General features: G+C 70.1%; 17 protein-coding genes. 12 read left to right on the forward strand and 5 right to left on the reverse strand.

Going from position 1 to position 21,906, the window contains the following annotated elements:
- Positions 1-4 precede the first annotated feature (4 nt).
- Positions 5-2,578: a helix-turn-helix transcriptional regulator gene (locus BLJ79_RS23785; RefSeq protein ID WP_071215521.1), complete on the forward strand. Its 2,574-nt coding sequence runs from the start codon at positions 5-7 to the stop codon at positions 2,576-2,578.
- A 517-nt stretch (positions 2,579-3,095) separates the two neighbouring features.
- On the opposite strand, the gene BLJ79_RS14775 is transcribed toward BLJ79_RS23785, so the two are convergent.
- From BLJ79_RS14775 to BLJ79_RS14785, 3 genes are all read right to left on the reverse strand, one after another.
- On the reverse strand, positions 3,096-4,763 hold the full coding sequence (locus BLJ79_RS14775; RefSeq protein ID WP_071215522.1) for a DUF885 domain-containing protein: 1,668 nt from the start codon (positions 4,761-4,763) through the stop codon (positions 3,096-3,098).
- A 226-nt stretch (positions 4,764-4,989) separates the two neighbouring features.
- Positions 4,990-5,220, reverse strand: a complete 231-nt coding sequence (locus BLJ79_RS14780) for an acyl-CoA carboxylase subunit epsilon (RefSeq protein WP_071215523.1) — start codon at positions 5,218-5,220, stop codon at positions 4,990-4,992.
- Positions 5,217-6,830: an acyl-CoA carboxylase subunit beta gene (locus BLJ79_RS14785; protein ID WP_071215524.1), complete on the reverse strand. Its 1,614-nt coding sequence runs from the start codon at positions 6,828-6,830 to the stop codon at positions 5,217-5,219. Before BLJ79_RS14785 ends, BLJ79_RS14780 begins: the two co-directional genes overlap by 4 nt.
- 195 nt (positions 6,831-7,025) lie before the next feature.
- Between BLJ79_RS14785 and BLJ79_RS14790 the strand changes: the two genes are divergently transcribed.
- The 7 genes from BLJ79_RS14790 (at position 7,026) to BLJ79_RS14820 (ending at position 15,831) form a co-directional block, all read left to right on the forward strand.
- Complete coding sequence (locus BLJ79_RS14790) at positions 7,026-7,886, forward strand: SDR family oxidoreductase (protein WP_071215525.1); 861 nt, start codon at positions 7,026-7,028, stop codon at positions 7,884-7,886.
- 93 nt (positions 7,887-7,979) lie between these two features.
- On the forward strand, positions 7,980-8,960 hold the full coding sequence (locus BLJ79_RS14795) for a biotin--[acetyl-CoA-carboxylase] ligase (protein WP_175475489.1): 981 nt from the start codon (positions 7,980-7,982) through the stop codon (positions 8,958-8,960).
- Positions 8,961-9,186: 226 nt separating this feature from the next.
- Positions 9,187-9,816, forward strand: coding sequence for a hypothetical protein (locus BLJ79_RS14800; RefSeq protein ID WP_071215526.1), 630 nt, complete (start codon positions 9,187-9,189; stop codon positions 9,814-9,816).
- Positions 9,809-11,104: an adenylate/guanylate cyclase domain-containing protein gene (locus BLJ79_RS14805; RefSeq protein WP_071215527.1), complete on the forward strand. Its 1,296-nt coding sequence runs from the start codon at positions 9,809-9,811 to the stop codon at positions 11,102-11,104. Before BLJ79_RS14800 ends, BLJ79_RS14805 begins: the two co-directional genes overlap by 8 nt.
- A gap of 30 nt (positions 11,105-11,134) precedes the next feature.
- The gene (locus BLJ79_RS14810; RefSeq protein WP_139194891.1) at positions 11,135-12,286 is read left to right on the forward strand and encodes a PP2C family protein-serine/threonine phosphatase; all 1,152 of its coding nucleotides are present in this window, start codon (positions 11,135-11,137) and stop codon (positions 12,284-12,286) included.
- Between the two features lie 83 nt (positions 12,287-12,369).
- Positions 12,370-14,718 (forward strand): NAD-dependent DNA ligase LigA, encoded by a 2,349-nt coding sequence (ligA, locus tag BLJ79_RS14815; RefSeq protein WP_502686101.1) that lies wholly within the window; start codon positions 12,370-12,372, stop codon positions 14,716-14,718.
- Between the two features lie 84 nt (positions 14,719-14,802).
- A complete protein-coding gene (locus BLJ79_RS14820; protein WP_083411335.1) occupies positions 14,803-15,831 on the forward strand; it encodes an inositol monophosphatase family protein in 1,029 nt (342 codons plus the stop codon).
- Positions 15,832-15,934: 103 nt separating this feature from the next.
- Here the strand turns inward: BLJ79_RS14820 and BLJ79_RS14825 are convergent, their stop codons facing one another.
- On the reverse strand, positions 15,935-16,723 hold the full coding sequence (locus BLJ79_RS14825) for a glucosamine-6-phosphate deaminase (RefSeq protein WP_071215529.1): 789 nt from the start codon (positions 16,721-16,723) through the stop codon (positions 15,935-15,937).
- 70 nt (positions 16,724-16,793) lie between these two features.
- Positions 16,794-18,335 carry a glycoside hydrolase family 3 N-terminal domain-containing protein gene (locus tag BLJ79_RS14830; protein ID WP_083411336.1) on the reverse strand — a complete coding sequence of 514 codons (1,542 nt, stop codon included), beginning with the start codon at positions 18,333-18,335 and terminating at the stop codon, positions 16,794-16,796.
- A gap of 320 nt (positions 18,336-18,655) precedes the next feature.
- Between BLJ79_RS14830 and BLJ79_RS14835 the strand changes: the two genes are divergently transcribed.
- The 4 genes from BLJ79_RS14835 to gatA all read left to right on the forward strand — a co-directional run bounded on the left by BLJ79_RS14835 (position 18,656) and on the right by gatA (position 21,905).
- Positions 18,656-19,180, forward strand: a complete 525-nt coding sequence (locus tag BLJ79_RS14835) for a GNAT family N-acetyltransferase (protein WP_071215530.1) — start codon at positions 18,656-18,658, stop codon at positions 19,178-19,180.
- Between the two features lie 161 nt (positions 19,181-19,341).
- Entirely contained in the window at positions 19,342-19,926 is a 585-nt protein-coding gene (locus BLJ79_RS14840; protein ID WP_071215531.1) for a maltokinase N-terminal cap-like domain-containing protein, read from the forward strand.
- Between the two features lie 131 nt (positions 19,927-20,057).
- A complete protein-coding gene (gene gatC, locus BLJ79_RS14845) occupies positions 20,058-20,354 on the forward strand; it encodes an Asp-tRNA(Asn)/Glu-tRNA(Gln) amidotransferase subunit GatC (RefSeq protein ID WP_071215532.1) in 297 nt (98 codons plus the stop codon).
- 3 nt (positions 20,355-20,357) lie between these two features.
- Positions 20,358-21,905, forward strand: coding sequence for an Asp-tRNA(Asn)/Glu-tRNA(Gln) amidotransferase subunit GatA (gene gatA, locus BLJ79_RS14850; RefSeq protein ID WP_071215533.1), 1,548 nt, complete (start codon positions 20,358-20,360; stop codon positions 21,903-21,905).
- Position 21,906: the final 1 nt, after the last annotated feature.

The raw sequence follows: 21,906 nt of genomic DNA on the forward strand, positions 1-21,906 counted from the left end.
ACGCATGATCTGGGGAAAATTCGACGACACGCTGTCCAGGCCACGCCTCGAGCGCCTGCTTGACCAGGCGGTGGCATCTTCGGCAGTGATCGCCAGGGCACCGCGCGGCGCAGGCAAGCGCGTAGCCGTTCGCGACTGGCTGTCCCGGCGTGACCCCCAGGCCCGGAGCTGGAGCTGGATCAATTGCAGGGAGCTCGAGGAGCCGCTGGACCTCGTGCTGGCCAAGCATTATGAGGCGGCCGCCGACCCGGACTCGCACCTGGTCGTACTCGAGGACTGCACCGCGGCGTTCAACGGCCGCCTCACCGGCTTCGTGCAGCAGATGGCACGCGAGCATCCCGGGCGACGCGCGCTGGTGCTCACCACCGAATACCTTGACCTCGAGCGCCGGCGCACGCTGCTGCCGTTCGAAGTGGCCGTGGTTCCGCCACATGAATTCCGCTTTACCCCAGATGAGGCGGCGGACTATTTCCGGGGTAGCGCGCTCGAGCGTTTCGCCGAGCCGTTGTGCCTCGATTTGTGCGGTACACCGCAACTCATGCGCATGGCCAAGCTCCGGGCGCAGACCATGCGCGCTCCGGAGCCGGCGCAGGCGCGGGTCAAGCAGGGCAAACACGCTTCGCCGCTGGGCCCGCCGATGCCAGCACTGCTGGAACTGGACCCGCCGGCCCGGGCGTTTCTGGCCGAAGTGAATGCCGCGGTGGACCGCGACCTGAAGGCGATGCTGGAAAGCGAAGCACTCGAGCCCGGACAGCTCGACTTCCTTGCGGTGCTCGCCGTGCCCACCATGGTGCCCCGGGCGTTGCTGCCGCTCGTGGCCGAAAACCACCTCGCGGCATGGTTGCCGGATTTGGAGAGCAGGGGCCTGGTCTATCGCTCGTCGCGGAACCCCGATGAGGAATACTGCCTGCACCCCGTGCTGCGCCGGGTGCTGACAAGCACCTACCTGGCCTCGGACAAGGACCGGCTGCGCTCGCTGCACCGGATTTGCGCACGGTACGAGATGACCCATGGGTCCGCATTCCGGGCGCTGCGCCACGCGTTGGCCGCGCCGGACCACCAGCTGGCCTCCGACATCCTGCGCATGCATGCGGACGAATACCTCGAGGGGGAACTGGGCACCCGCGGGTCGGTGCTGCTGGACGAACTGCCCCTGACGGTGCTGGCGCGGTACCCGCTGCTGGCCATCTGCCTGGCGATCGCCTACAGCGCGACCGGGAAATTCAAGCTCAAGACCCTGGAACTGCTGGCCCTGGCCGCCACCGGCGCGCGCACGGTGGGGCGCAATGCCCCGCCCGCGGACAAGATGGTCATGGTCCTGATTGAATCGGTCGCGGCGAGGCTCAGCGGCATCGGCGAGCTGTCGGTCAAGACCGCACGCAGCGCCCTCGCGCTGCACCGCGACATGGCCCCGGCGCAGCGCGACGACCTGGGGCCGTTCGAGGGTCCGATGCTCGTCCAGCTGGCACTGAGCCTGCACGCCGGCGGTGCCCACGATGAGGCGCTCATCGCCGCCGAGCTGGGGGTCTCCGCAGACCAGCGGCACAACCGTGTCGACAACGACCATTACGCAACCACGGTCCAAGCCTATTTTTATACGCTCAGCGGGGACATCCACAAGGCGTCGGCACTGCTGGCCGAGTCCTTGCCCGAGCACTGGTCCAATCCCGCCACCAGCGCCTACTTCGCCACCCCTTTCAGGGCCGCGTCCTTCGTGTGCGCCATGGAGGAACAGCGTTTCGAGGATGCCGCACGCTGGGTGGAACTGCTGCGCATCGACCAGCACAACAACGAGTTCTGGCCGGCCATCCGGTTGGCCGAGGCGATACTGGCAGTGGTCACCGGCGAAACGACGGCGTCCCTGGTGCGGATGCAGGGCTACCTGGTGCGCGAACGCGAACAACCCGTGGCCCAGAAGTACGGCAAGCAGATGCTGGTTTCGGCCTCCTGCCTGCTGAACCTGGCGGTGGGTGATCCGGTCAATGCGTTGAAGGTCGCCGCCAAGTCCGTCTCGGAGACGTCCCGGACCTTGATGCAGGCGCGCGTGCGTCTGGCCCAGGGGGATGCCGCGGAGGTCCTGCGGCTATGCACCTCGCTGGGAGCGGTCGTGCAACCGCGCACCCGCTTCCAGCAGGCGGTCCTGGTTCTGGCCGCAACCCTGCAGCAAAACAACCGCCCCGCCATCGGCGGGGCCCTGCGCATGGTGGCCGCGCTGAGTGAGGAATACGGCCTGGGCATGGCCCTGAACCTGTTGCCCGCTCCGGACCTGGAACGGATACTCGCCGAAGCCAGGGAACTGGGCATCACACTGAAGGTCGAGACGAACACCGTCTCGAACATCCCCGGCGGCCTGGGCCGTGCGGTGCTCAGCGCCCGCGAACTGGCGGTGCTGGGGGAGCTGGTTTCAACCGGGAGTGCTGCCGAGATCGCCGAGCGGCAATTCGTCTCCGTGAACACGGTCAAGAGCCAGTTACGCAGCATCTACCGGAAGCTGGGGGTGTCCGACCGCGCCTCCGCACTGGAAGCGGCGCGCGTGCAGGGACTGATCCCGAGCAAGGACGTCGAAGCGGCCGATTAGGAAAGGGCGGACTGTCGGTCCGGAAGCGGCGAGGTCCGCAAGGTGAAACCCGAAGGGTTCGGGGGTGCATGCGGTGCCCGGGGCGGGGGCAGGGTTTCCACCAAACACAACTCGGAGCATTCCCCCCAATCGGCACCGATGCAGCCCCCAAGCAATGCATCCATGCCGCACTGCGAACTTCCCCAGCGGTTAACGCTTTTGTACGCGAAGTGGAGTTTTCCGGTTTCCCGGGTTGTGGTCACCTCGACGTGTTCTGCAGCAACATGACCAACTATCGCAGGTAATCAAGAGGGATATCAGTGTCGGTGCGCGGTTTCACCCTTGCCTTCACCCTCAAACCAACGCAAATGGATAAAAGGTCCGGCACGGTATCCGAAGCGGATGCAAAACGCCTAATCAGGCTCCAAAATTTCGTCAGGACGGGATTCGGTGCCAAGATGCCGCCAAATCGGTGCCCGGCCTTCAAGCCAGCGGCCGGGCACCGGTTGTCCGAATCGGGGGAGGAAAGGATCCCGGGCTACGCCAGCAGGGCCCGGCGCAGGGTGTCCAGTCCCACCGAACCAAGCCCCAGCGCCTGGGTGTGGAACGCCTTCAGGTCGAACCGGTCCCCGGCGCGGGCGGCACGCTCGTCGCGGATCTGCTCCCACAGGCGCTGCCCGACCTTGTACGCCGGCGCCTGGCCCGGCCAACCCAGGTAGCGGGTGAACTCGAATTCCAGCTGTCCGGCCGAGATGTCCAGGTTCTTTTCCAGGAAGGCGAAGCCCGACTCGCTGTCCCAGCTCCCCGAACCCCAGGCCTCGGGAATCTGAAGCCCCAGGTGGACGCCGATGTCGAAGACGACGCGGGCCGCACGCATCCGTTGGGCATCGAGCATGCCCAGGTAGTCGCCCGGATCCGCCAGGTACCCCAGGTCGTGCATGAGCCGCTCGGCGTACAGCGCCCAGCCCTCGCCGTGACCCGAGACCCAGCAGGCATGCCGGCGCCAGTCGTTGAGCGTGTCGCGGGACATGACGGCGGTGGCCACCTGCAGGTGGTGGCCCGGTACGCCCTCGTGGTACACGGTGGTCAGCTCGGACCAGGTGGTGAACTGGTCCTCGCCCTCGGGCACCGACCACCACATGCGGCCCGGGCGGCTGAAGTCCTCGGAGGGCCCGGTGTAGTAGATGCCGCCTTCCTGGGTGGGGGCGATCATGCACTGGATCCGGTCCATGGGGGAGGGGATCTCGAAGTGCGTGCCGGCCAGCGCCAGCAACGCCGCGTCGGACTTCTCCTGCATCCAGGCCTGCAACGCGTCGGTCCCGGCCAGCTGGCGTGCGGGGTCCTGGTTCAGGATCTCCTTGGCCTCGGCGATGGAGGCTCCGGGTCGGATCTGGTCGGCCACCCGCTCCTGCTCCTTGATGATGTTCGCCAGTTCATTCACGCCCCAGGCGTAGGTCTCCTCCAGGTCGACCGCGGCACCCAGGAAGCGGCGGGACATCAGCGCATAGTATTCCCGGCCCACGGCGTCCGTTTCCGGCGCCAGCGGCAGCAGCTCCGACTCGAGCATCTTGGCCAGGCGCAGGTAGGCGGCGTTGGCGGCCGCCGCCCCGCCGGACAGGCGCTCGCCGAGTTCGGGGTCGATCTTCGTGCCGGCGGCCGCCAGGGCGTCGAAGAAGCCGCCTTCCTTGGCGTACTCCCGTCCCTGGCTGATGACGATCTTCACCTGCCGGGAGGCTGCGACCAGTCCGCGGGCTGCCGAATCGCGCAGCGAGGCGATGTACCCGTCCATCGCGGCGGGCAGGTTGTGCATGCGCTCGGCGATGAACCCGTAGTCGGAGGAGGTCTCCTGCGGCATCAAATCGAAGATGGCGCGCAGGTCCTGGGCGGGGGAGGCGATGTTGTTCAGCTCGGTGCGCCGGGTTTCGGCGATCTCGATGTCCAGCCCGAGGCGCTCGTTCATCGCGTCCAGCGTGGTTGCATCGATCGCGTCCACCGGGGCCAGGGGCTCGAGCTTGGCCAGCGCCTCGCGGGCCGCGGCGGTCTGGGCCGCCACGCCGGAAGGGGAATAGTCGGAATAGGCGGCCTCGCTGCCGGGCAGGCCCAGCTCGGTGGCGAACTCCGGGACGAGCTCGAGCAGGCGGGCGAAGTACTCGTTGGCGACGGCATCGATGGCGCTGGGGGTGCGCACGGCTGTGGTGTTGGTCATGGCACCAGCCTAAACGCTTCTGAAAGCGTTGTTGAAGATATTCCACGACCAATTTCGCGTTGTAGGCGGCGCTGGGCACTCCGGGCAGCACCTCGGGTCCGGCGTCAACGCACCGGATTCCAGACAAAAGGGGCGGTGCGTGGCACGCAGGGTGAGCCTGTGTGCCACGCACCGCCCCCGCAATGCCGTTGGCGGTTCCCCGGTGGGTGGGGGTCCGGGTGCCTGGCTAGTGCCGCCCGACCTTCCATGGCAGCGGAGCCCCGGCCAGTTCGCGGCGCCGGCGGATGCGCCCGCGGCGCAGCTCCGTGCCCGAGGGCATCGACGCGGAGGAATCCTGGGACACCAGCGCGGAAACGACGGTGGCCAGGGCCGCGACTTCCTCGGCCGTGGGGTTCCCTCGGGTGATGGACAGCGCCGCGGCCTGGGCGTCGGGATGCATGTTTCGGTCGCCGGTCACAGCGGGATGTTCCCGTGCTTCTTGGCCGGAAGCGAGGCGTGCTTGTCGCGCGTGGCGCGCAACCCGCGCACGATCTGCAGGCGGGTCTCCGAGGGTGCGATGACCGCATCGACGTAGCCCAGCTCCGCGGCCTGGTACGGGTTGAGCAGCTCGGCCTCGTAGCCCTCGATGATCGCGGTGCGGCGTGCCTCCACGTCCCCGCCCTCGGCGGCTACCGTTGCCAGGTCGCGGCGGTAGAGGATGTTGACCGCTCCCTGGGCGCCCATGACGCCGATCTGCGCGGTCGGCCAGGCCAGGTTGATGTCCGCGCCCAGCTTCTTGGAGCCCATCACGATGTAAGCCCCGCCGTAGGCCTTGCGCGTGATCACCGTCAGCTTCGGCACGGTGGCCTCGGCGTAGGCGTAGAGCAGTTTGGCGCCGCGGCGGATGATGCCCTGGAACTCCTGGTCCTTGCCCGGCAGGAAGCCCGGCACGTCGACCAGGGTGAGCAGCGGGATGTTGAAGGCGTCGCAGTTGCGCACGAAGCGGGCGGCCTTCTCGGAGGCGGCGATGTCCAGCGTTCCGGCGAACTGCATCGGCTGGTTGGCGACGATGCCGATGGTGGCGCCCTCGACGCGGGCGTAGCCGATCATCACGTTCGGCGCGTAGAGCGACTGCATTTCCAGGAAGATGCCGTCGTCCACGATGTGCTCGATGACCTTGCGCATGTCGTAGGGCTGGTTGGCCGAGTCCGGGATCAGCGTGTCCAGTTCGAGGTCCTCGGCGGTCAACTCGAGCTCCTCGTCGAACTCGGTGGCCGGGGCGTCGGAGATGTTGTTCGAGGGCAGGAACTCGAGCAGTTCCTTGCAGAACTCGATCGCATCGGATTCGTCGGTGGCCAGGTAGGTGGCGGTTCCGGTGGTGGCGTTGTGCTGGCGCGCCCCGCCCAGGGTCTCCATGTCCACTTCCTCGCCGGTGACGGTCTTGATCACGTCCGGGCCGGTGATGAACATGTGGCTGGTCTTGTCGACCATGATCACGTAGTCGGTCAGCGCGGGGGAGTACGCCGCGCCGCCGGCGCTCGGGCCCATGATCAGCGAGATCTGCGGGACCACGCCCGAGGCGTGGACGTTGTTGCGGAAGATGTCGGCGAACATCGCCAGCGAGGCCACGCCCTCCTGGATGCGGGCGCCGCCGCCGTCGAGGATGCCGACCACGGGGCAGCCGTTGCGCAGCGCGAATTCCTGCACCTTGACGATCTTCTCGCCGTTCACCTGGGACAGCGAGCCGCCGTAGACGGTGAAATCCTGCGAGTAGACCGCCACCTGGCGCCCGTCCACCGTGCCGTAGCCGGAGACCAGTCCGTCGCCCAGCGGGCGTTTCTTGTCCATCCCGAAGGCGGAGGTGCGGTGCACGGCCAGGGCGTCGAACTCGACGAACGAGCCTTCGTCCATCAGCATCTCGATGCGCTCGCGGGCGGTGTGCTTGCCGCGGGCGTGCTGCTTTTCGATCGCGTCCTGGCCCGAGGGTGCCTGGGCGAGGGCCTCGCGGCGACGGAACTCGGCGATCTTGCCGGCAGTTGTCGACAGGTCGATCGATTCCGTGGCGTCAGCGACGCGGCTCTGGGTCATCCCATGGCTCCCTTGAAGTAGTTACGTAGTAGGAAAGGCACAACAACCATGCCACCTTGGCCAGTCTAATGAGGCTCTGGGCGCTTCCGTGTGTAGGAAAGCTACAAAATCGTGTCGCGTCGAGGGCCAAGTCGTCCATAAAACAAGTTACTCGTGAGTAGCTTTAGTGCCGCGGGTTCCCGTAATGTGGCTCACATGAGTGAATCGAACCGCGGGAAGATCGCCGCCAACGCCATGCCCCTGAAGGGCAAGACCATCCTGATGAGCGGGGGCTCGCGCGGCATCGGGCTGGCCATCGCGCTGCGCGCGGCCGCCGACGGGGCGAATGTCGCCATCATGGCCAAGACCGCCACCGCGCACGCGAACCTCGCCGGAACCGTGTTCACCGCCGCGGACCAAATCACCGCCGCCGGGGGCCATGCGCTGGCCATCGTGGGGGACGTGCGCAACGACGAGGACGTGATCTCCGCCGTCGCGCAGGCAAAAGAGCGTTTCGGCGGCATCGACGTGGTGGTCAACAACGCCTCGGCCATCGACCTGTCCAAGACCGACGAGGTGTCCATGAAGAAATACGACCTGATGATGGACATCAACGTCCGCGGCACCTTCCTGCTGTCCAAGACCGCGCTGCCGCACCTGCGCGAAAGCGCCAACGGGCACATCCTCACGCTCTCCCCGCCGCTGAACCTGGACCCCAAGTGGGCGGGCATGCACCTGGCCTACACCATGGCCAAGTACGGCATGAGCATGACCACCCTGGGGCTGGCGCAGGAGCTGCGCGGCAGCGGGATCGGGGTGAACTCGCTGTGGCCCGCCACGCTGATCGACACCGCCGCGATCCGCAACATGCCCGGCGGGGAGCAGCTGGTCAAGGCGGCCCGCTCGGCAAGCATCGTGGCCGATGCCGCCCACGCGATCCTCACCTCGGACGCGCGGGCCTGCAGCGGGAACTTCTTCACCGACGAGGCCGTGCTGGCAGCGGCCGGCACCACCGACCTGTCCGGATATTCCATGGGGGCGGCCGAATCCGACCTGATCGGCGACATCTTCCTCTAGGAACCCGCCGGTGGCCGCAGCCGAATGCCGCCGGCGGCGACGGACCGCCGGCTCCGTGGCGAATGCCGAGAAAGACTGACTAGTCTTGGGTTCATGAGCAACCCACAGGGCCCCGGGCCGGAGCACGAAACGAACAGCGCCTTCGAGATCTCCGATGCCGACCGCGCGCCGCTGGATGCCGCCGCCCTGCGCCGGGGCATGGCCGCGGCCGGCCTGGGGGAGCTGTGGATTTCCGAGCACACCGGGTCAACCAACGACGACCTGGCCGCACGCGCCCACGGTGCGGACCTGGCCAACCTGTCGGTGGAAACCACCGAGCACCAGATGGCCGGGCACGGGCGGCTCGGGCGCGGCTGGCAGACCCCGGCGCGCAGCGCCCTGGCCACGTCCATCTACTTCCGCCCGGGCCCCGGGTTCGATTCCTCGGGCCTGGCCTGGCTGTCGATGCTCTGCGCCGCGGCCATGGTGCAGACGCTGCGTGAGGACGCCTCCCTGGCCGCCGGGCTGAAATGGCCCAACGACGTGGTGGCCAAGGGCAGGAAGGTGTGCGGCGTGCTGGCCCAGCTGGTCATGCGGCCCGACGGCCCGGTGGTCGTGGTCGGTGCCGGGCTGAACGTGAGCCTCACCGCCGCCGAGCTGCCGGTGGACACCGCCGCCAGCCTGGGGATGCTGGGTGCTGCCACGCTCGATCGCACCGCGCTGCTGGACGGCTACCTGCGCCGGGTGGCGCAGCTGTTCCGGACCTTCGAGACCGCCGGCGGGAATGCGTCCGCCAAGGCCCGCTACGCGGCGGGGGCCGGGACAACGGACGCGGAAACCCCTGACGCAGAAGCCCCGGACGCCGAAGCGCCCGAGGCGCCGGAAGCCACGCTGCGCGAGTTGGTGCGCTCGGTCATGGTGACCATCGGGCACCGCGTCGATGCGCACCTGCCCAACGGCGCGGTGCTGCGCGGCACCGCCATCGACCTGGACGCCGACGGATCGCTGAAGGTGCGCGAGGACGACGGCACGGTGCACAGCGTGATGGCCGGGGACGTGACGCACCTGCGCCGCTCCGACGGCTCCTACGCCTAGAGCTCCCGGCGTCGGGGCCGCCCGGCGGGCGTTCGCGAAATCGCCGGCCGGCCGGTGCCTCGAACCGGCGGCACAAGTCCCCGGACGCCGAAGCAATGCGGCCAATGCAGGGCACATCACGCAACGATGTGCGGTGCCCGGATCCGAAACGTGGGTGCACTGGCCCTACCATGGAAGGAGCAAGACCGGCACGCACAACCGGTGTGTGGGTTGAAGGAGCCGGGACGTGAAATTGATACTGGAGAAGCGCGAGCGGGTCCTCGTCAAGACCCGTGCGCACCGCCGGGTGCTGCGTGGGCCGCTGCTGCGCTTCCTGCTCCTGGTCGCCGGCACCTGCTACCTGCTGGGCCTGTTGCTGCGCGAGGACCTTCCCGGCTGGGTCATCGAGGCGCGCCCGCTGGCGCTGGCGCTGCTGGCCGTGGTGTTCGCCGTGCTGCTGGTCATCTGGTGCCTGCGCCCATGGATCCGCTGGGCCAACAGCTTCATCTACCTGACCACCGAGCGCATCGTTACCAAGCGCGGACGCCGGGCCGCGGGGCAACATTCCATCGGGTTGTACGCAATCCACGATATCGTTGCCGTGGTGAGACCCAATGCGCCGCAGCTTGCCCCCGGGACGCTGACCCTGGTGCTGGCCGAACAACGTTTCAACATCCCGCACGTCCCGGCGGTGGCCCGCATGCGCGGATACTGCATCGGGGCGATCGGTGCACTGCCGCACTTCCCCCGGGTCGATGGTGTAAACATGGAAGAAGCCGACGGCAGCGGGCCGCCGGCGAAGCCGACGAACGAAGCGCCCCACCAGCATGACCAGCAACACCCCCACGAACGAAGAGAATGGACGCAGCATGAGTGAGCGGTCGCCGGCGACGGGCACCCAACCCGCCGCGCCCACCGCTGCCCGCGACGCGGCACGTGCCCAGCGCCATCCCGCCGAGGCGCCCGAGACCCCGGCGCCCGAGGGCAACGGCGCGGCGCACCCGGCCACGGCCCACCCCGCCACGGTGCACCGGGCGGCGGAGATCGAGCCGGCGCTCGATGACCCGCTGGCCGAACTGGTCGAGGCGATGAAGCGCCCGGACCAGGTCGACGGGTCCACCCCGGAACCCGCACGCGACGCCGTCCGCGAACTGGAGCGGCGCCTGCTGGGCGCCGACCGCACCATGCGCCGGCGCGAAATGGCCGCCGGGGCCGGCGTCTCGCTGCTCTCGGCCCGCAAGATCTGGCGCGCCATGGGCTTCCCGAACCTGGGCGACGAAGAGGTCTTCTTCACCACCGTCGACCAGGACGCGCTCAAGCTGATGCTCAACATGGTCCGCGACGGCATCCTCACCGAGGAAACCGCGATCTCGCTGACCCGTTCCATCGGCCAGATGACCGACCGCATGGTGGTCTGGCAGGTCGAGGCACTGGTCGAGGACATGGTGCAGAACCAGAAGATGAGCGACCCCGAGGCGCGGCGCAACCTGGTGAACCTGCTGCCCGAGCTCATCTCGCCGCTCGAGGAGCTGCTGGTGTACTCCTGGCGCCGGCAGCTGAATGCCGCGGTCCACCGCCTGGCCGTGCGCGCCGAGACCGGCCTGGCCGCCTCCGCCGAGGGCCGCGACGGCTCCGAGGACGACGCCCCGCTGCCTTTGGCCCGCGCCGTCGGCTTCGCGGACCTGGTCTCCTACACCTCGCTCTCGCGCCGGATGAACGAGCGCACCCTGGCCCAGCTGGTGCAGCGCTTCGAATCCAAGTGCGCGGAAATCATCTCCATCGGCGGCGGCCGGCTGGTCAAGACGGTCGGCGACGAGGTGCTCTTCGTGGCCGAGACCCCGCAGGCCGGCGCGCAGATCGCCCTGGCGATGTCCCGGGAGTTTGCGGCCGACGAGCTGCTGCCCAACACCCGCGTCGCGCTGGTCTGGGGCCGGGTGCTTTCCCGCCTGGGCGACATCTACGGGCCCACGGTGAACCTGGCCGCGCGGCTGACCTCGCTGGCCGAGCCCGGCACCGTGCTCACCGACGAGCTGACCGCCTCCACACTGGCCGGGGATGCCCGCTTCGTGCTGCAGCCGCAGGAAACCACCTCGGTGCGCGGCTTCGGCGACATCAACCCGGTGCTCCTGGCACCGGGCACCGGCTCGGGGCTGGTGCTGGACTAGATGCGCTTCGGATTCGGGCAGGTTCATGCCGTGGCGGCAACCGACATCGGGCTGCGCCGCGCGGTCAACGAGGACGCGGTGCTCGAGGCCGGAACCATCTTTGCGGTGGCCGACGGCATGGGCGGGCACGAGGCCGGCGACCTGGCCTCGCGCCTGGGCATCGGGACGCTGAACGAGATCGCCGCCGGCCCCTGCGAGGCCGGCGACCAGCCGACGCTGCTGCCGCACGCCCGCGACGTGCTGGCGCAGGTCACCGCGGCCGATGTCCGCATCCGCCAGGCCATCGGGGCCCGGGGCGGAACCACGCTGTGCGCGCTGGCGCTGGTGCGCGTGGAGGACGACGGCGGCACCTGGCCGGCAGAGACCGCCGGCACCCCGGCCACGCCCGAAACCTCGGCCCTTCCAGCTATCGACGGTCCCGCCGGGCATGGCCCGGGCACCACCGAGGCGCTGCACCTGCCGCTTCCGGCGCTGGGCACCCCGCGCTACCTCTCCAGCACCCGCGAATCCAACGATCCGGCCGCATCCCGGGATTCCCAGCAAGCAGGCGACGGGCCCGAGGCAGCGGCGGCGGCCGACGCACCAGCCGAACACCCGCAAGCCGAACGCCCGCATGCCGACCCGGAACCCACCACCGATGTGCTCCCGCGCGCGCAGGCCGACGCGGCACTGGCCGCCGGCGCCGTGCCGCCGGCGGTTGCCGCCACCTCCGCGAAGGTCACCGAGATCCCGCTTCCGGGGGCCGGCACCCCGGCGGAGGCCGACGAGGTCCGGCTGATGCTGCTGAACGTGGGGGATTCGCGCGGCTACCGGCTGCGCGCCGGCGTGCTGAGGCAGCTGACCCGCGACCACTCCGCGGTCCAGGAACTCATCGACGGCGGCATCATCACCGAGGCCGAGGCCCGCATCCACCCGCAGCGCAACCTGATCACCCGGGCGCTGGGCGCCGGCGGCAACTCGGTCCCCGACACCCAGTTCCACCACCCGCGCCCCGGGGACCGCTACCTGCTGTGCACCGACGGGCTCACCGGCGAGGTCGAGCACGCCGCCATGGAACACATCCTGGCCAACACCCCGGACCGCACCGAGGCCGTGGGCAGGCTCATCGATGCCGCCCTGGCCAGCGGCGGACGGGACAACATCTCGGTGGTCATCGTCGATATCGAGGGCCCAGCGGCCTGATCGGGCGCACGCCGGGCACGACGCGCCACACGCGCGCCGCCCCCGGGCACCAACCCGGGGACGTTCTGGGGCAAAATGGAGGGGTGAGCCACGAAGAACCGACCCCGCAGCCCGAGACGCACCAGCCCGTTGCCGCCCGCCCGCCCGAGGAAGCCGACGCCCTGGCCGAAGCGCTCGAGGCCGAGGCCGTGGTCCCCGACGAGGCCCTGCGCACCGAATACCAGCAGCTCACCGACGAGGTCCGCAAGCACCGCGCCGCCTACTACAACGACGACGCCCCGCTGATTTCCGACGCCGAGTTCGACAAGCTGTTCTCGCGCCTGGAGCTGCTCGAGGCGCAGCACCCCGAAATCGTCGCCAACGACTCGCCCACCCAGGAGGTCGGCGGCGAGGTCTCCGCGGCCTTCGCCGAGGTGGTCCACCTTTCGCGCATGTACTCGCTGGAGGACGTGTTCTCCCTGGAGGAGGTCACCGCCTGGGGCGAGAAGACCGCGGCCAACGCCGCGCTGCGCGCCGCCGGGCACGAGCTGAAGTGGCTCTGCGAGGTCAAGATCGACGGCCTGGCGGTGAACCTGCTCTACCGCAACGGCCAGCTGGTGCGCGCCGCCACCCGCGGGGACGGCACCACCGGGGAGGACGTCACGCACAACGTGCTGACCATCAAGTCGATCCCCACGCAGCTGGCGGGGGAGAACTGGCCCGAGGAGGTCGAGGTGCGCGGGGAGATCTTCATCCCCTCGGACGCCTTCGCCGCCTACAACGAGGCGCTCATCGAGGCGGGCAAGGCCCCGCTGGCCAACCCGCGCAACGCCGCGGCCGGCTCCATCCGGCAGAAGGACCCCGCGGAAACCGCCAAGCGCCCGCTGCAGATGTTCGTCCACGGCTTCGGCGTGCGCGCTGGCCTTTCCGCCGCCACGCAGTCGGAAACCTACGCGCTGATGGCCTCCTGGGGGCTGCCGGTCTCCCCGTACTCGCGCGTCGTGGACACCCTCGAGGAGGTGCTGGCGTTCATCGCCGAGAACGGGGAGCACCGCCACGACCTGTTGCACGAGATCGACGGCATCGTGGTGAAGACCGACTCCTTCGAGATCCAGCGCAACCTCGGCTTCACCTCCCGCGTCCCGCGCTGGGCGGTGGCCTACAAGTACCCGCCCGAGGAGGTCAACACCAAGCTTTTGGACATCCAGGTGCAGGTCGGGCGCACCGGCCGGGTCACCCCCTTCGGCATCATGGAGCCGGTGCTGGTCGCCGGGTCCACCGTGGAGCGCGCGACGCTGCACAACCAGGACGTGGTCAAGGCCAAGGGCGTGCTGATCGGCGACACCGTGATCCTGCGCAAGGCCGGGGACGTGATCCCGGAAATCGTCGGCCCCGTGCTGCCGCTGCGCGACGGCACCGAGACCGAGTTCGTGATGCCCACGCACTGCCCGTCCTGCGGGACGGCGCTGGCCCCGGCCAAGGAGGGCGACGTGGACATCCGCTGCCCCAACGCCGAATCCTGCCCGGTGCAGCTGACCGAACGCGTCGCCCACCTGGGCGGGCGCGGCGCCTTCGACATCGAGGCGCTGGGCTACGAGGCAGCCCAGGCGCTGACCATCGGCCCGGGCGAAGACCCGGCCGAAAACGGCGGGGTCATCGTCCCGGCCGGCCCCGGCCCGCTGCGCAATGAGGCGGCGATCTTCGATTTGGCCGCCGGCAACCCGGATCCCGCGCTGCGCGAGACCCTCGCCGACGTCCAGGTGTGGCGCGAGATCCGCACCAAGGGCGAGGGCACCGGGAAGTTCGCGCTGGTCCCGTACTTCTACTCCAAGGCCACCGCCAAGAAGCCCTCGGCACCGACCCGGACCACCGAAAAGCTCTTCGAGGAGCTGGAGAAGGCAAAGGCCAAGCCGCTGTGGCGGGTGCTGGTCGGGTTGTCCATCCGGCACGTGGGGCCCACCGCCTCGCGCTCGCTGGCCACCCGGTACGGGTCAATGGACAAGATCATCGAGGCGCTGGAGGCCGAGGGCGCCCGCGAGGCGCTGGCCGAGGTCGACGGGGTCGGCGCGATCATCGCCGACGCGCTGATCGAGTGGTTCTCCGTGGACTGGCACCGGGAGATCATTGCTGCCTGGGCCGCGGCCGGGGTATTGATGAAGGACGAGCAGGACGAATCCATCACCAAGCACCTGGAGGGGATGAGCATCGTGGTCACCGGCACGCTGCCGACCTACAGCCGGGATGCCGCGAAGGAAGCGATCATCATCCGCGGCGGCAAGGCCGCCGGGTCGGTCTCCAAGAACACCGCCTACCTGGTGGCCGGCGAGGCCGCCGGTTCGAAGCTGGACAAGGCGGTCGCCCTGGGCGTGCAGGTGCTCGACGAGGAGGGCTTCGTGCTGCTGCTCAACGGCGGACCGGAGGCCGTGGAGGGGCGGCCCAACCCCGAGGCCTAGCGCCGCGGGCCCACGCCGGCCCGGCCCGCAATCCCGGCCGTCCTGTTCGCAGGTCCCGGTCCCGACGTCACCAAGGAGCAGCACATGAGCACCAACCCCAAGCACAAGCAATCGGCACGGGGTGCCGCCGAGCCATCCGAGGCCCAGGACCCCTCGCTGCGCCGCCAGCTGCTGGCCGTGGCCCGCGAGGCGGCCGCCGCCGGGGCCGCGGTGCTGGCCGAACGCGGACGCGGCCGGGTTGCCGCGGACACCAAGAGTGCCGCGGGCGACTGGGTCACCGACTTCGACCGCCGGGCGGAAATGGCGGTGCGCGACGTGATCGCAGCGGCCCGCCCCAACGACGCGATCACCGGGGAGGAGTATGGCCGCACGGTGCCGGCGGACCCCTCGGGCTACCGCTGGTCCATCGACCCGCTGGACGGCACCGCGAACTTCGTGCGCGGCATCGTGTACTACTGCACCTCGGTGGCGGTCTTCGGGCCGCTCGACGAGAGTGCGGCGGCAACGCCCGCCCGGAACAGCCCCGATGAGGCCGCGGCCGATGCACCTGCGGTCCCGGGGCACCCCGCCGCACCCACCGGCAACTCGCTGGCCGCCGACGCCGCGGCCATGGATGCGGGCACGCACGGCTGGCTGGCCGCCGCCGTCAACGCCCCGGCGCTGGGCACCGAGTACTACGCCGCCGCCGGGGACGGTGCCTGGCTGGTGGACTCGACGCTGCATGTGGGCTCCGACGCCCGCCGCGGCGGCAGCGCGACCCGGGCGCAGCGGCTGTCCGGCGGCGACAAGGAGGAGGCCGGGCGCCTGCTGGCCACCGGTTTCGGGTACGACGCGGACCGCCGCCAGTTCCAGGTCGGCGCGCTGCTGGGATTGATGCCCGGGTTCGCCAATGTGCGGCGCATCGGCTCGGCCGCACTGGATCTGTGCCTGGTGGCCGACGGCACGCTCGATGCGTATGCGGAGTACGGCACCCAGGAATTCGACTGGGCAGCCGGCGCGCTGGTCGCGGCCGAGGCCGGGCTGCCGGTGCTGCGCCCGCGCACCGACCCGGGCTGGCAGGCCGCCGGCCACCTGGACTTCGACGCGCTGCCCAAGGAGCAGCCCGCGTCCTAGCGCAGCGAACACGCAAAAGCCCGCCGCTTCCGTGGACCACGGGTGCGGCGGGCTTCGTCGTCGGCCCCCTTGCGGGGCCCGGCGCGTGCTGCCGGGCGAAAGGCTAGATGCCGAACTGCAGGCCGGCGGCCGAGTCGTCGTAGTAGTCGCGGTTCTTCAGGCCCGCGGCGGCGGCCTCGTCGAGCACCACCACGGCGTCCGGGTGCAGCTGCAGCACCGAGCCGGGGCAGGCGGAGGACAGCGGCCCCTCCAGCGCGGTAGCCACCGCGGCGGCCTTGTGGCTGCCGGTGGCGACCATGACCACGCGGCGGGCCTCGAGGATGGTGCCCAGGCCCTGGGTCACCGAGTGCGTGGGGACCGCGTCGATCCCGTCGAAGAAGCGGGCGTTGTCCTCGCGGGTCTTGGAGGAGAGGCGCTTGATGCGGGTGCGGGAGCGCAGCGAGGAACCGGGCTCGTTGAAGCCGATGTGGCCGTTGGCGCCGATGCCCAGGATCTGCACGTCGACCCCGGCGGCGGCGATGGCCGCGTCGTAGGCGGCGGACTGCGCACGGATCTGCTCCTCGGAATCCCCGAAGCCGTTGGGGGTGAACAGGTTTTCCTCGCGGATGCCGATGACCTCGCACAGCTCGCGGACCAGGGTCTGGCGGTAGGACTGCTCGTGGGTGCCCTCCAGTCCGACGTACTCGTCCAGCGCGAAGGCCAGGGTGTCGCCGAAGTCGACCTCGCCGCCGGCCACCGCCTTGGCCAGCTCGCCGTAGAGGCCCAGCGGGGTGGACCCGGTGGCCACGCCCAGGACGGTGTTGCCCTCGGTGCGCGAGCGCAGCCCGTCAAGCACCGCCTCGGCGGCGAACTTCGCGGCTTCCTCGGCGGTGGCGGCGATCAGTACTTCCATGTGTGTGTTCCTTCAAGGTGGTGCGGGAAAATGGGCCAGCGGTGCGGCCGTGCGGGCATGCATGGCGAACCTAGAGCGTATCCCGATCACGGCCGGGCATTCCAGCCGGGTCCGGGGCCAAAAGCCCGACCAGCGCCTGCGAGACGGTGCGCGAGGCGCCGAAGGTCACCAGGTCCGCCCCGCCGCGTGGCCAGCCGCACTCCACCACGATGAGCGTGCGGGCATCGGCGCGCAGCCCGTCGGCGATCTGCCAGATCCGGTGGTCCGCATCCAGCCCGCGGCCGACCAAGGCGATCTTCGCCGACGGGTCGGCATGCTTCAGGGTGCCCGCCGCTCTGGCGGAGGCCGGGCCCCACAGGACGTGCCCGACGGCCGGGTTCGCTTCGCTGTCGACCTGGATGAGCAGCGGTGCGGCAGGGTCCGCCAGCCAGGCGCGCGCTGCCGGGCCGACGTCGAAGGCGGCGGTGATGGCCGCGGCATCCGGGACCGCTCCTGCGGTGATGGCCGCGGGAACCGGGGAACCGGCCGTCCGAGGCCGGTAGGCGGCGCCCAGCACCGCGACGCGCCTTGCGGCGTCCCGAAGCCGGGCGGCCTGCAGGTCCCCGGCGTACACGGCATCGACGATGGCCCCCAGGATCCCCGCGTAGCGCTCCGCGGAGGTTTCCGAGCCCAGGCAAAGCAGATCGGCGCCGGCGGCCAGGGCCCGCACCGCTGCGGCCTGGATGCCGGTGATCGCGCTGGCCCCGGCCATGTCCAGCGCATCGGTGATGACCGCACCGGTGAAGCCGAGCTCCCCGCGCAGCAAGTCCTGCAGGATCGCCCTGGAGAACGTTGCGGGGTTTTCCGCGTCGAGCACCGGGACCATGATGTGGCTGGTCATGATGCTTGCGGTGCCCGCGGCGATCGCGGCGGCAAAGGGCACCAGCTCGCGGGTGCGCAGCGTGTGTGCGTCCACCGCGATGGTGGGCAGGGCCAGGTGCGAGTCGGTGGCGGTGCCGCCGTGGCCCGGGAAGTGCTTGGCGCACGCGGCGACCCCGGCCCGCTGCAGCCCGGAAGTGAAGGCCGCGGTGTGCCGGGCGACCAGGGCGGCGTCGGCACCGAAGCTGCGCACCCCGATGACCGGATTGGCGGCGGTGGAGTTCACGTCCGCGTCCGGGGCCAGATTCAGGTTGAAGCCCAGCGCCACGAGTTCCGCGGCGATGGCCGCGGCCGAGGCCTCGGTAGCGGCGGTATCGTCGATGCGCCCGAGGACCGCGTTGCCCGGCTGGTTGGAACCGGTGAGGTAGTGCAGGCGGGTGACGTCCCCGCCCTCCTCGTCCAGGGCCAGCAGCACCGTGGGGGAGGCCGCGCGCAACTGGGCCGCCAGCGTTGCCAGCTGTGCCGGGGAGGCGAGGTTGGTGCCGTAGATGCACACCGATCCCACCCCAGCGGCCAGCGCGTCGGCGATCCAGCCAGGCATCCGCGTGCCGGTGAACCCGGGCATCAGCGTGGCCGCGGCCAGGGTGCGCAGCCGGGCCTCACCGGGCCGGGGCGGGGCCTTGGCCGCCGTCGGCGGCGTGGTGGCGATGAAGCCCTCCGGCAGGCGGAATGGAGCGGGGGTTCCGGACGACATCAGCGCAGCACCACCCGGGAGCGGCCGCGGGCGCAGGGGTGGGGGTGCAGGCGTGCGCCCGGGCGGGGCGGGGAACACCGAGACGTGCGTGGATTGGTCATGCCAACCAGCCAACGGCACCAACGGGCAAAAGACCAGAGGTCCGGGATCGTTGCTGCAGGATCGACGCGGTGACGCAGGCACGGTGCGACGGCGCCGCGGGGCGGGGACGGGGTGGGTCGGAGGGGCACCGCGTCCGCTGTTGCCTCCTGGGTGAGGTTGGCAACAAGCTGCCGTCGCCGGGTGCCCGGCGATGGCGCGGGCTGGCACACTGGAAGGTGATGACTACCGCAACCCTCGCACCCGCCGGCACCCTGTTGATCCGTCCGGCCACCGCAGCCGACTACCCGCACATCGCGCGGATCACCGTGGACTCCTACCTGCACGCCGGACATTTCGACGACCCGGACCACGAGTACCTGCAGTTCGTGCAGCAGGTCGCCAAGCGCCATGTCGAATCCGAGATCCTGGTCGCCGAGCGCGACGGCGTGGTCATCGGCTCGGTCACCCTGGTGCGCCCGGGCAGCGAGTATGCGGACATCGCCCTGGAGGGCGAGCTGGAATTCCGCATGCTGGTCGTCGACCCGGCCGTGCAGCGCTCCGGTGCCGGACGCGCCCTGCTTGGCGCGGTGATTGCCCGCGCCCGCGAGCTCGAGGACGTGCACACCGTGTCGCTGACCACCGGCGGGCACTGGGTCGCGGCCCGCGCACTGTACGAGGCCGACGGCTTCATCCATGCCTCGGCGCGCGACTGGTACATCCCGAACACCGAGATCGTGTTGGTCGTCTACACCCTCACGCTCTAGCGCCCAGTACTTGGCGCCCGCCGCCTCACAGTGTGTGACGCGGTTCCGCTCGCCGACGTGGGCCGATTCGATAGGGTTGGGGCCACGGCCGGGCTGCCGCCGCACGGGCGGGCGGCCTTGGGCTGCCGGTTCCATCCGTCGACGTCGTGCAGGAGCGCAACATGAGCGAGATTTTTGCCACCACCATGGATCCCACCAAGCACCAGCTGATCGCGGCGTGGTTGCCGCGCCAGGAATGGTTCGCCGGCGAAGGCGAGCCGGTGCTCCAGACCCTCGGCGGCTTCCGGCTCGATGACCCGGCCGGCGAGGTGGGCATGGAATTCATCGTCGTGGCCGACACCGCACCCGCAGAGCCGGTCATCTACCACGTGCCGCTGAGCTACCGCGGGGCGGAGCTGCCCGGGGCCGAAGCATCGCTGCTGGGCACCAGCGAGCACGGGGTGCTGGGCATGCGATGGATCTACGACGGCGAGGGCGACCCGGTGTGGCAGGCGCAGGTGCGTGCGTTGCTGGCCGGGGACGCGGCTGCGCAGCACCAGAACATCTCCCACACCCTCGAGCCGCTGGTGGGCGTGGACCGCACTGCCGGCCACGGAACCGGCGAGGCTGCCGGAAACCGCAAGACCACCGTGATCCGCCACCCCGCGGCCGGTGGCGCGGGCTCGTCGGGCGCCGCGGCGTGGGTCAGCTCACCATGGACCGAAGCCGGTGCGCCGGTGCGCGGCGCGGTCATCGAATTCTCCTAGCCGCAAGGCGCCCCGGCCCCGGGAAGACCGGGGCCGGGGAGGGCCCGGCGGGCGGGCCGCGCGAAGCCATTGGCAGGGTCCGGGCGTACTAGACTAGGGGGGAAACCCCATCCGCCCACCTAGGGAGATACATGTCTGCCATCAGCCGTGAGGACGTTGCGCATTTGGCGCAGCTGGCCCACATCGAGATGAGCGATGCCGAGCTGGACAAAATGACCGGCGAACTCGGTGTCATTGTCGAATCAATCGCGTCGGTCTCCGAGGCCGCCTCGGCCGACGTCCCGGCCACCACGCACCCCATTGCCCTGTCGAACGTCTTCCGCGAGGACGTCGTGGGTCCGACGCTCACCGCCGAGGAAGCGCTGATGAACGCACCGGACTCCGTCGACACCCGCTTCAAGGTGCCGGCCATTTTGGATGGAGAGTAATCCATGAACCAGATCATCCAACTTTCCGCCACCGAGCTCGCGGCCAAGCTGCGCGCAGGCGAGATCACGTCCGTGGCCGCCGTGCAGGCACACCTGGACCGCATTGCCGAGGTTGACGGCGGGGAGCGCGGCATCCACGCCTTCCTGCACGTGAACACCGAAGAGGCGCTGGCCGTGGCCGCCGAGGTCGACGCCATCCGCGCCGCCGGCGGTACCGACGCGCAGGCGCTGCACCCGTTCGCCGGCGTGCCGATCGCCATCAAAGACCTCATCGTCACCAAGGGCCAGCCCACCACCGCGGCATCGAAGATGCTCGAGGGCTGGATGAGCCCCTACGATGCGACCGTGATCGAGAAGATCCGCGCCGCGAAGCTGCCGATGCTGGGCAAGACCAACCTGGACGAGTTCGCGATGGGTTCCTCCACCGAGCACTCGGCCTACGGCCCGACCCGCAACCCGTGGGACCTGGACCGGATCCCGGGCGGCTCCGGCGGCGGCTCGGCCGCGGCCGTGGCTGCCTTCGAGGCGCCGCTGGCCCTGGGCACCGACACCGGCGGCTCGATCCGCCAGCCCGGCGCCGTCACCGGCACCGTGGGCGTGAAGCCGACCTACGGCGGGGTCTCGCGCTACGGTGCCATCGCCATGGCCTCCTCGCTGGACCAGATCGGCCCGGTCACCCGGACCGTGCTTGACTCCGCGTACCTGCACGAGCTGATCGGCGGGCACGACGCCGCCGACTCCACCTCGCTGAACGAGCCGGTGCCGGCACTCATCGCCGCCGCCGAGCAGGGCGCCTCGGGCGACATGACCGGGGTGCGCGTGGGCGTCATCAAGGAGCTGCAGGGCGAGGGCTACGAGGCCGGAGTCCAGGAGCGCTTCGACGAATCGCTCGAGGCGCTGCGTGCCGCGGGTGCCGAGATCGTCGAGGTTTCCTGCCCGAACTTCAAGTACGCACTCGGTGCCTACTACCTGATCATGCCCTCGGAGGTCTCCTCCAACCTGGCCAAGTTCGACGGCGTGCGCTTCGGCACCCGCGTGCTGCCCGCGGAGGGTCCGCTGACCATCGAACGCGTCATGGGTGCCACCCGTGCCGCGGGCTTCGGCGACGAGGTCAAGCGCCGCATCATCCTGGGCACCTACGCGCTTTCCGCCGGGTACTACGACGCCTACTACGGTTCGGCGCAGAAGGTCCGCACGCTGATCCAGCGCGACTTCGACGCCGCCTTTGAGCAGGCCGACGTGCTGATCTCCCCGACCAGCCCGACCGTTGCCTTCGAGCTGGGCTCGAAGACCGACGACCCGCTGGCGATGTACCTCAACGACGTGGCCACCATCCCGGCGAACATGGCCGGGATCCCGGGCATCACCGTGCCCGGCGGCCTGTCCGAGGGCCTGCCGGTCGGCATCCAGTTCCTGGCCCCGGCCCGCGAGGATGCCCGCCTGTACCGTGCCGGAGCGGCACTTGAGAAACTGCTGGAAGACAAGTGGGGCGGCCGTCTGCTGGACCAGGCCCCCGAACTGTCCGCTGCCACCACCGGAGGGGTTGCCTAAC

Source organism: Arthrobacter sp. UCD-GKA (assembly GCF_001863355.1).
Taxonomy (GTDB): domain Bacteria; phylum Actinomycetota; class Actinomycetes; order Actinomycetales; family Micrococcaceae; genus Paeniglutamicibacter.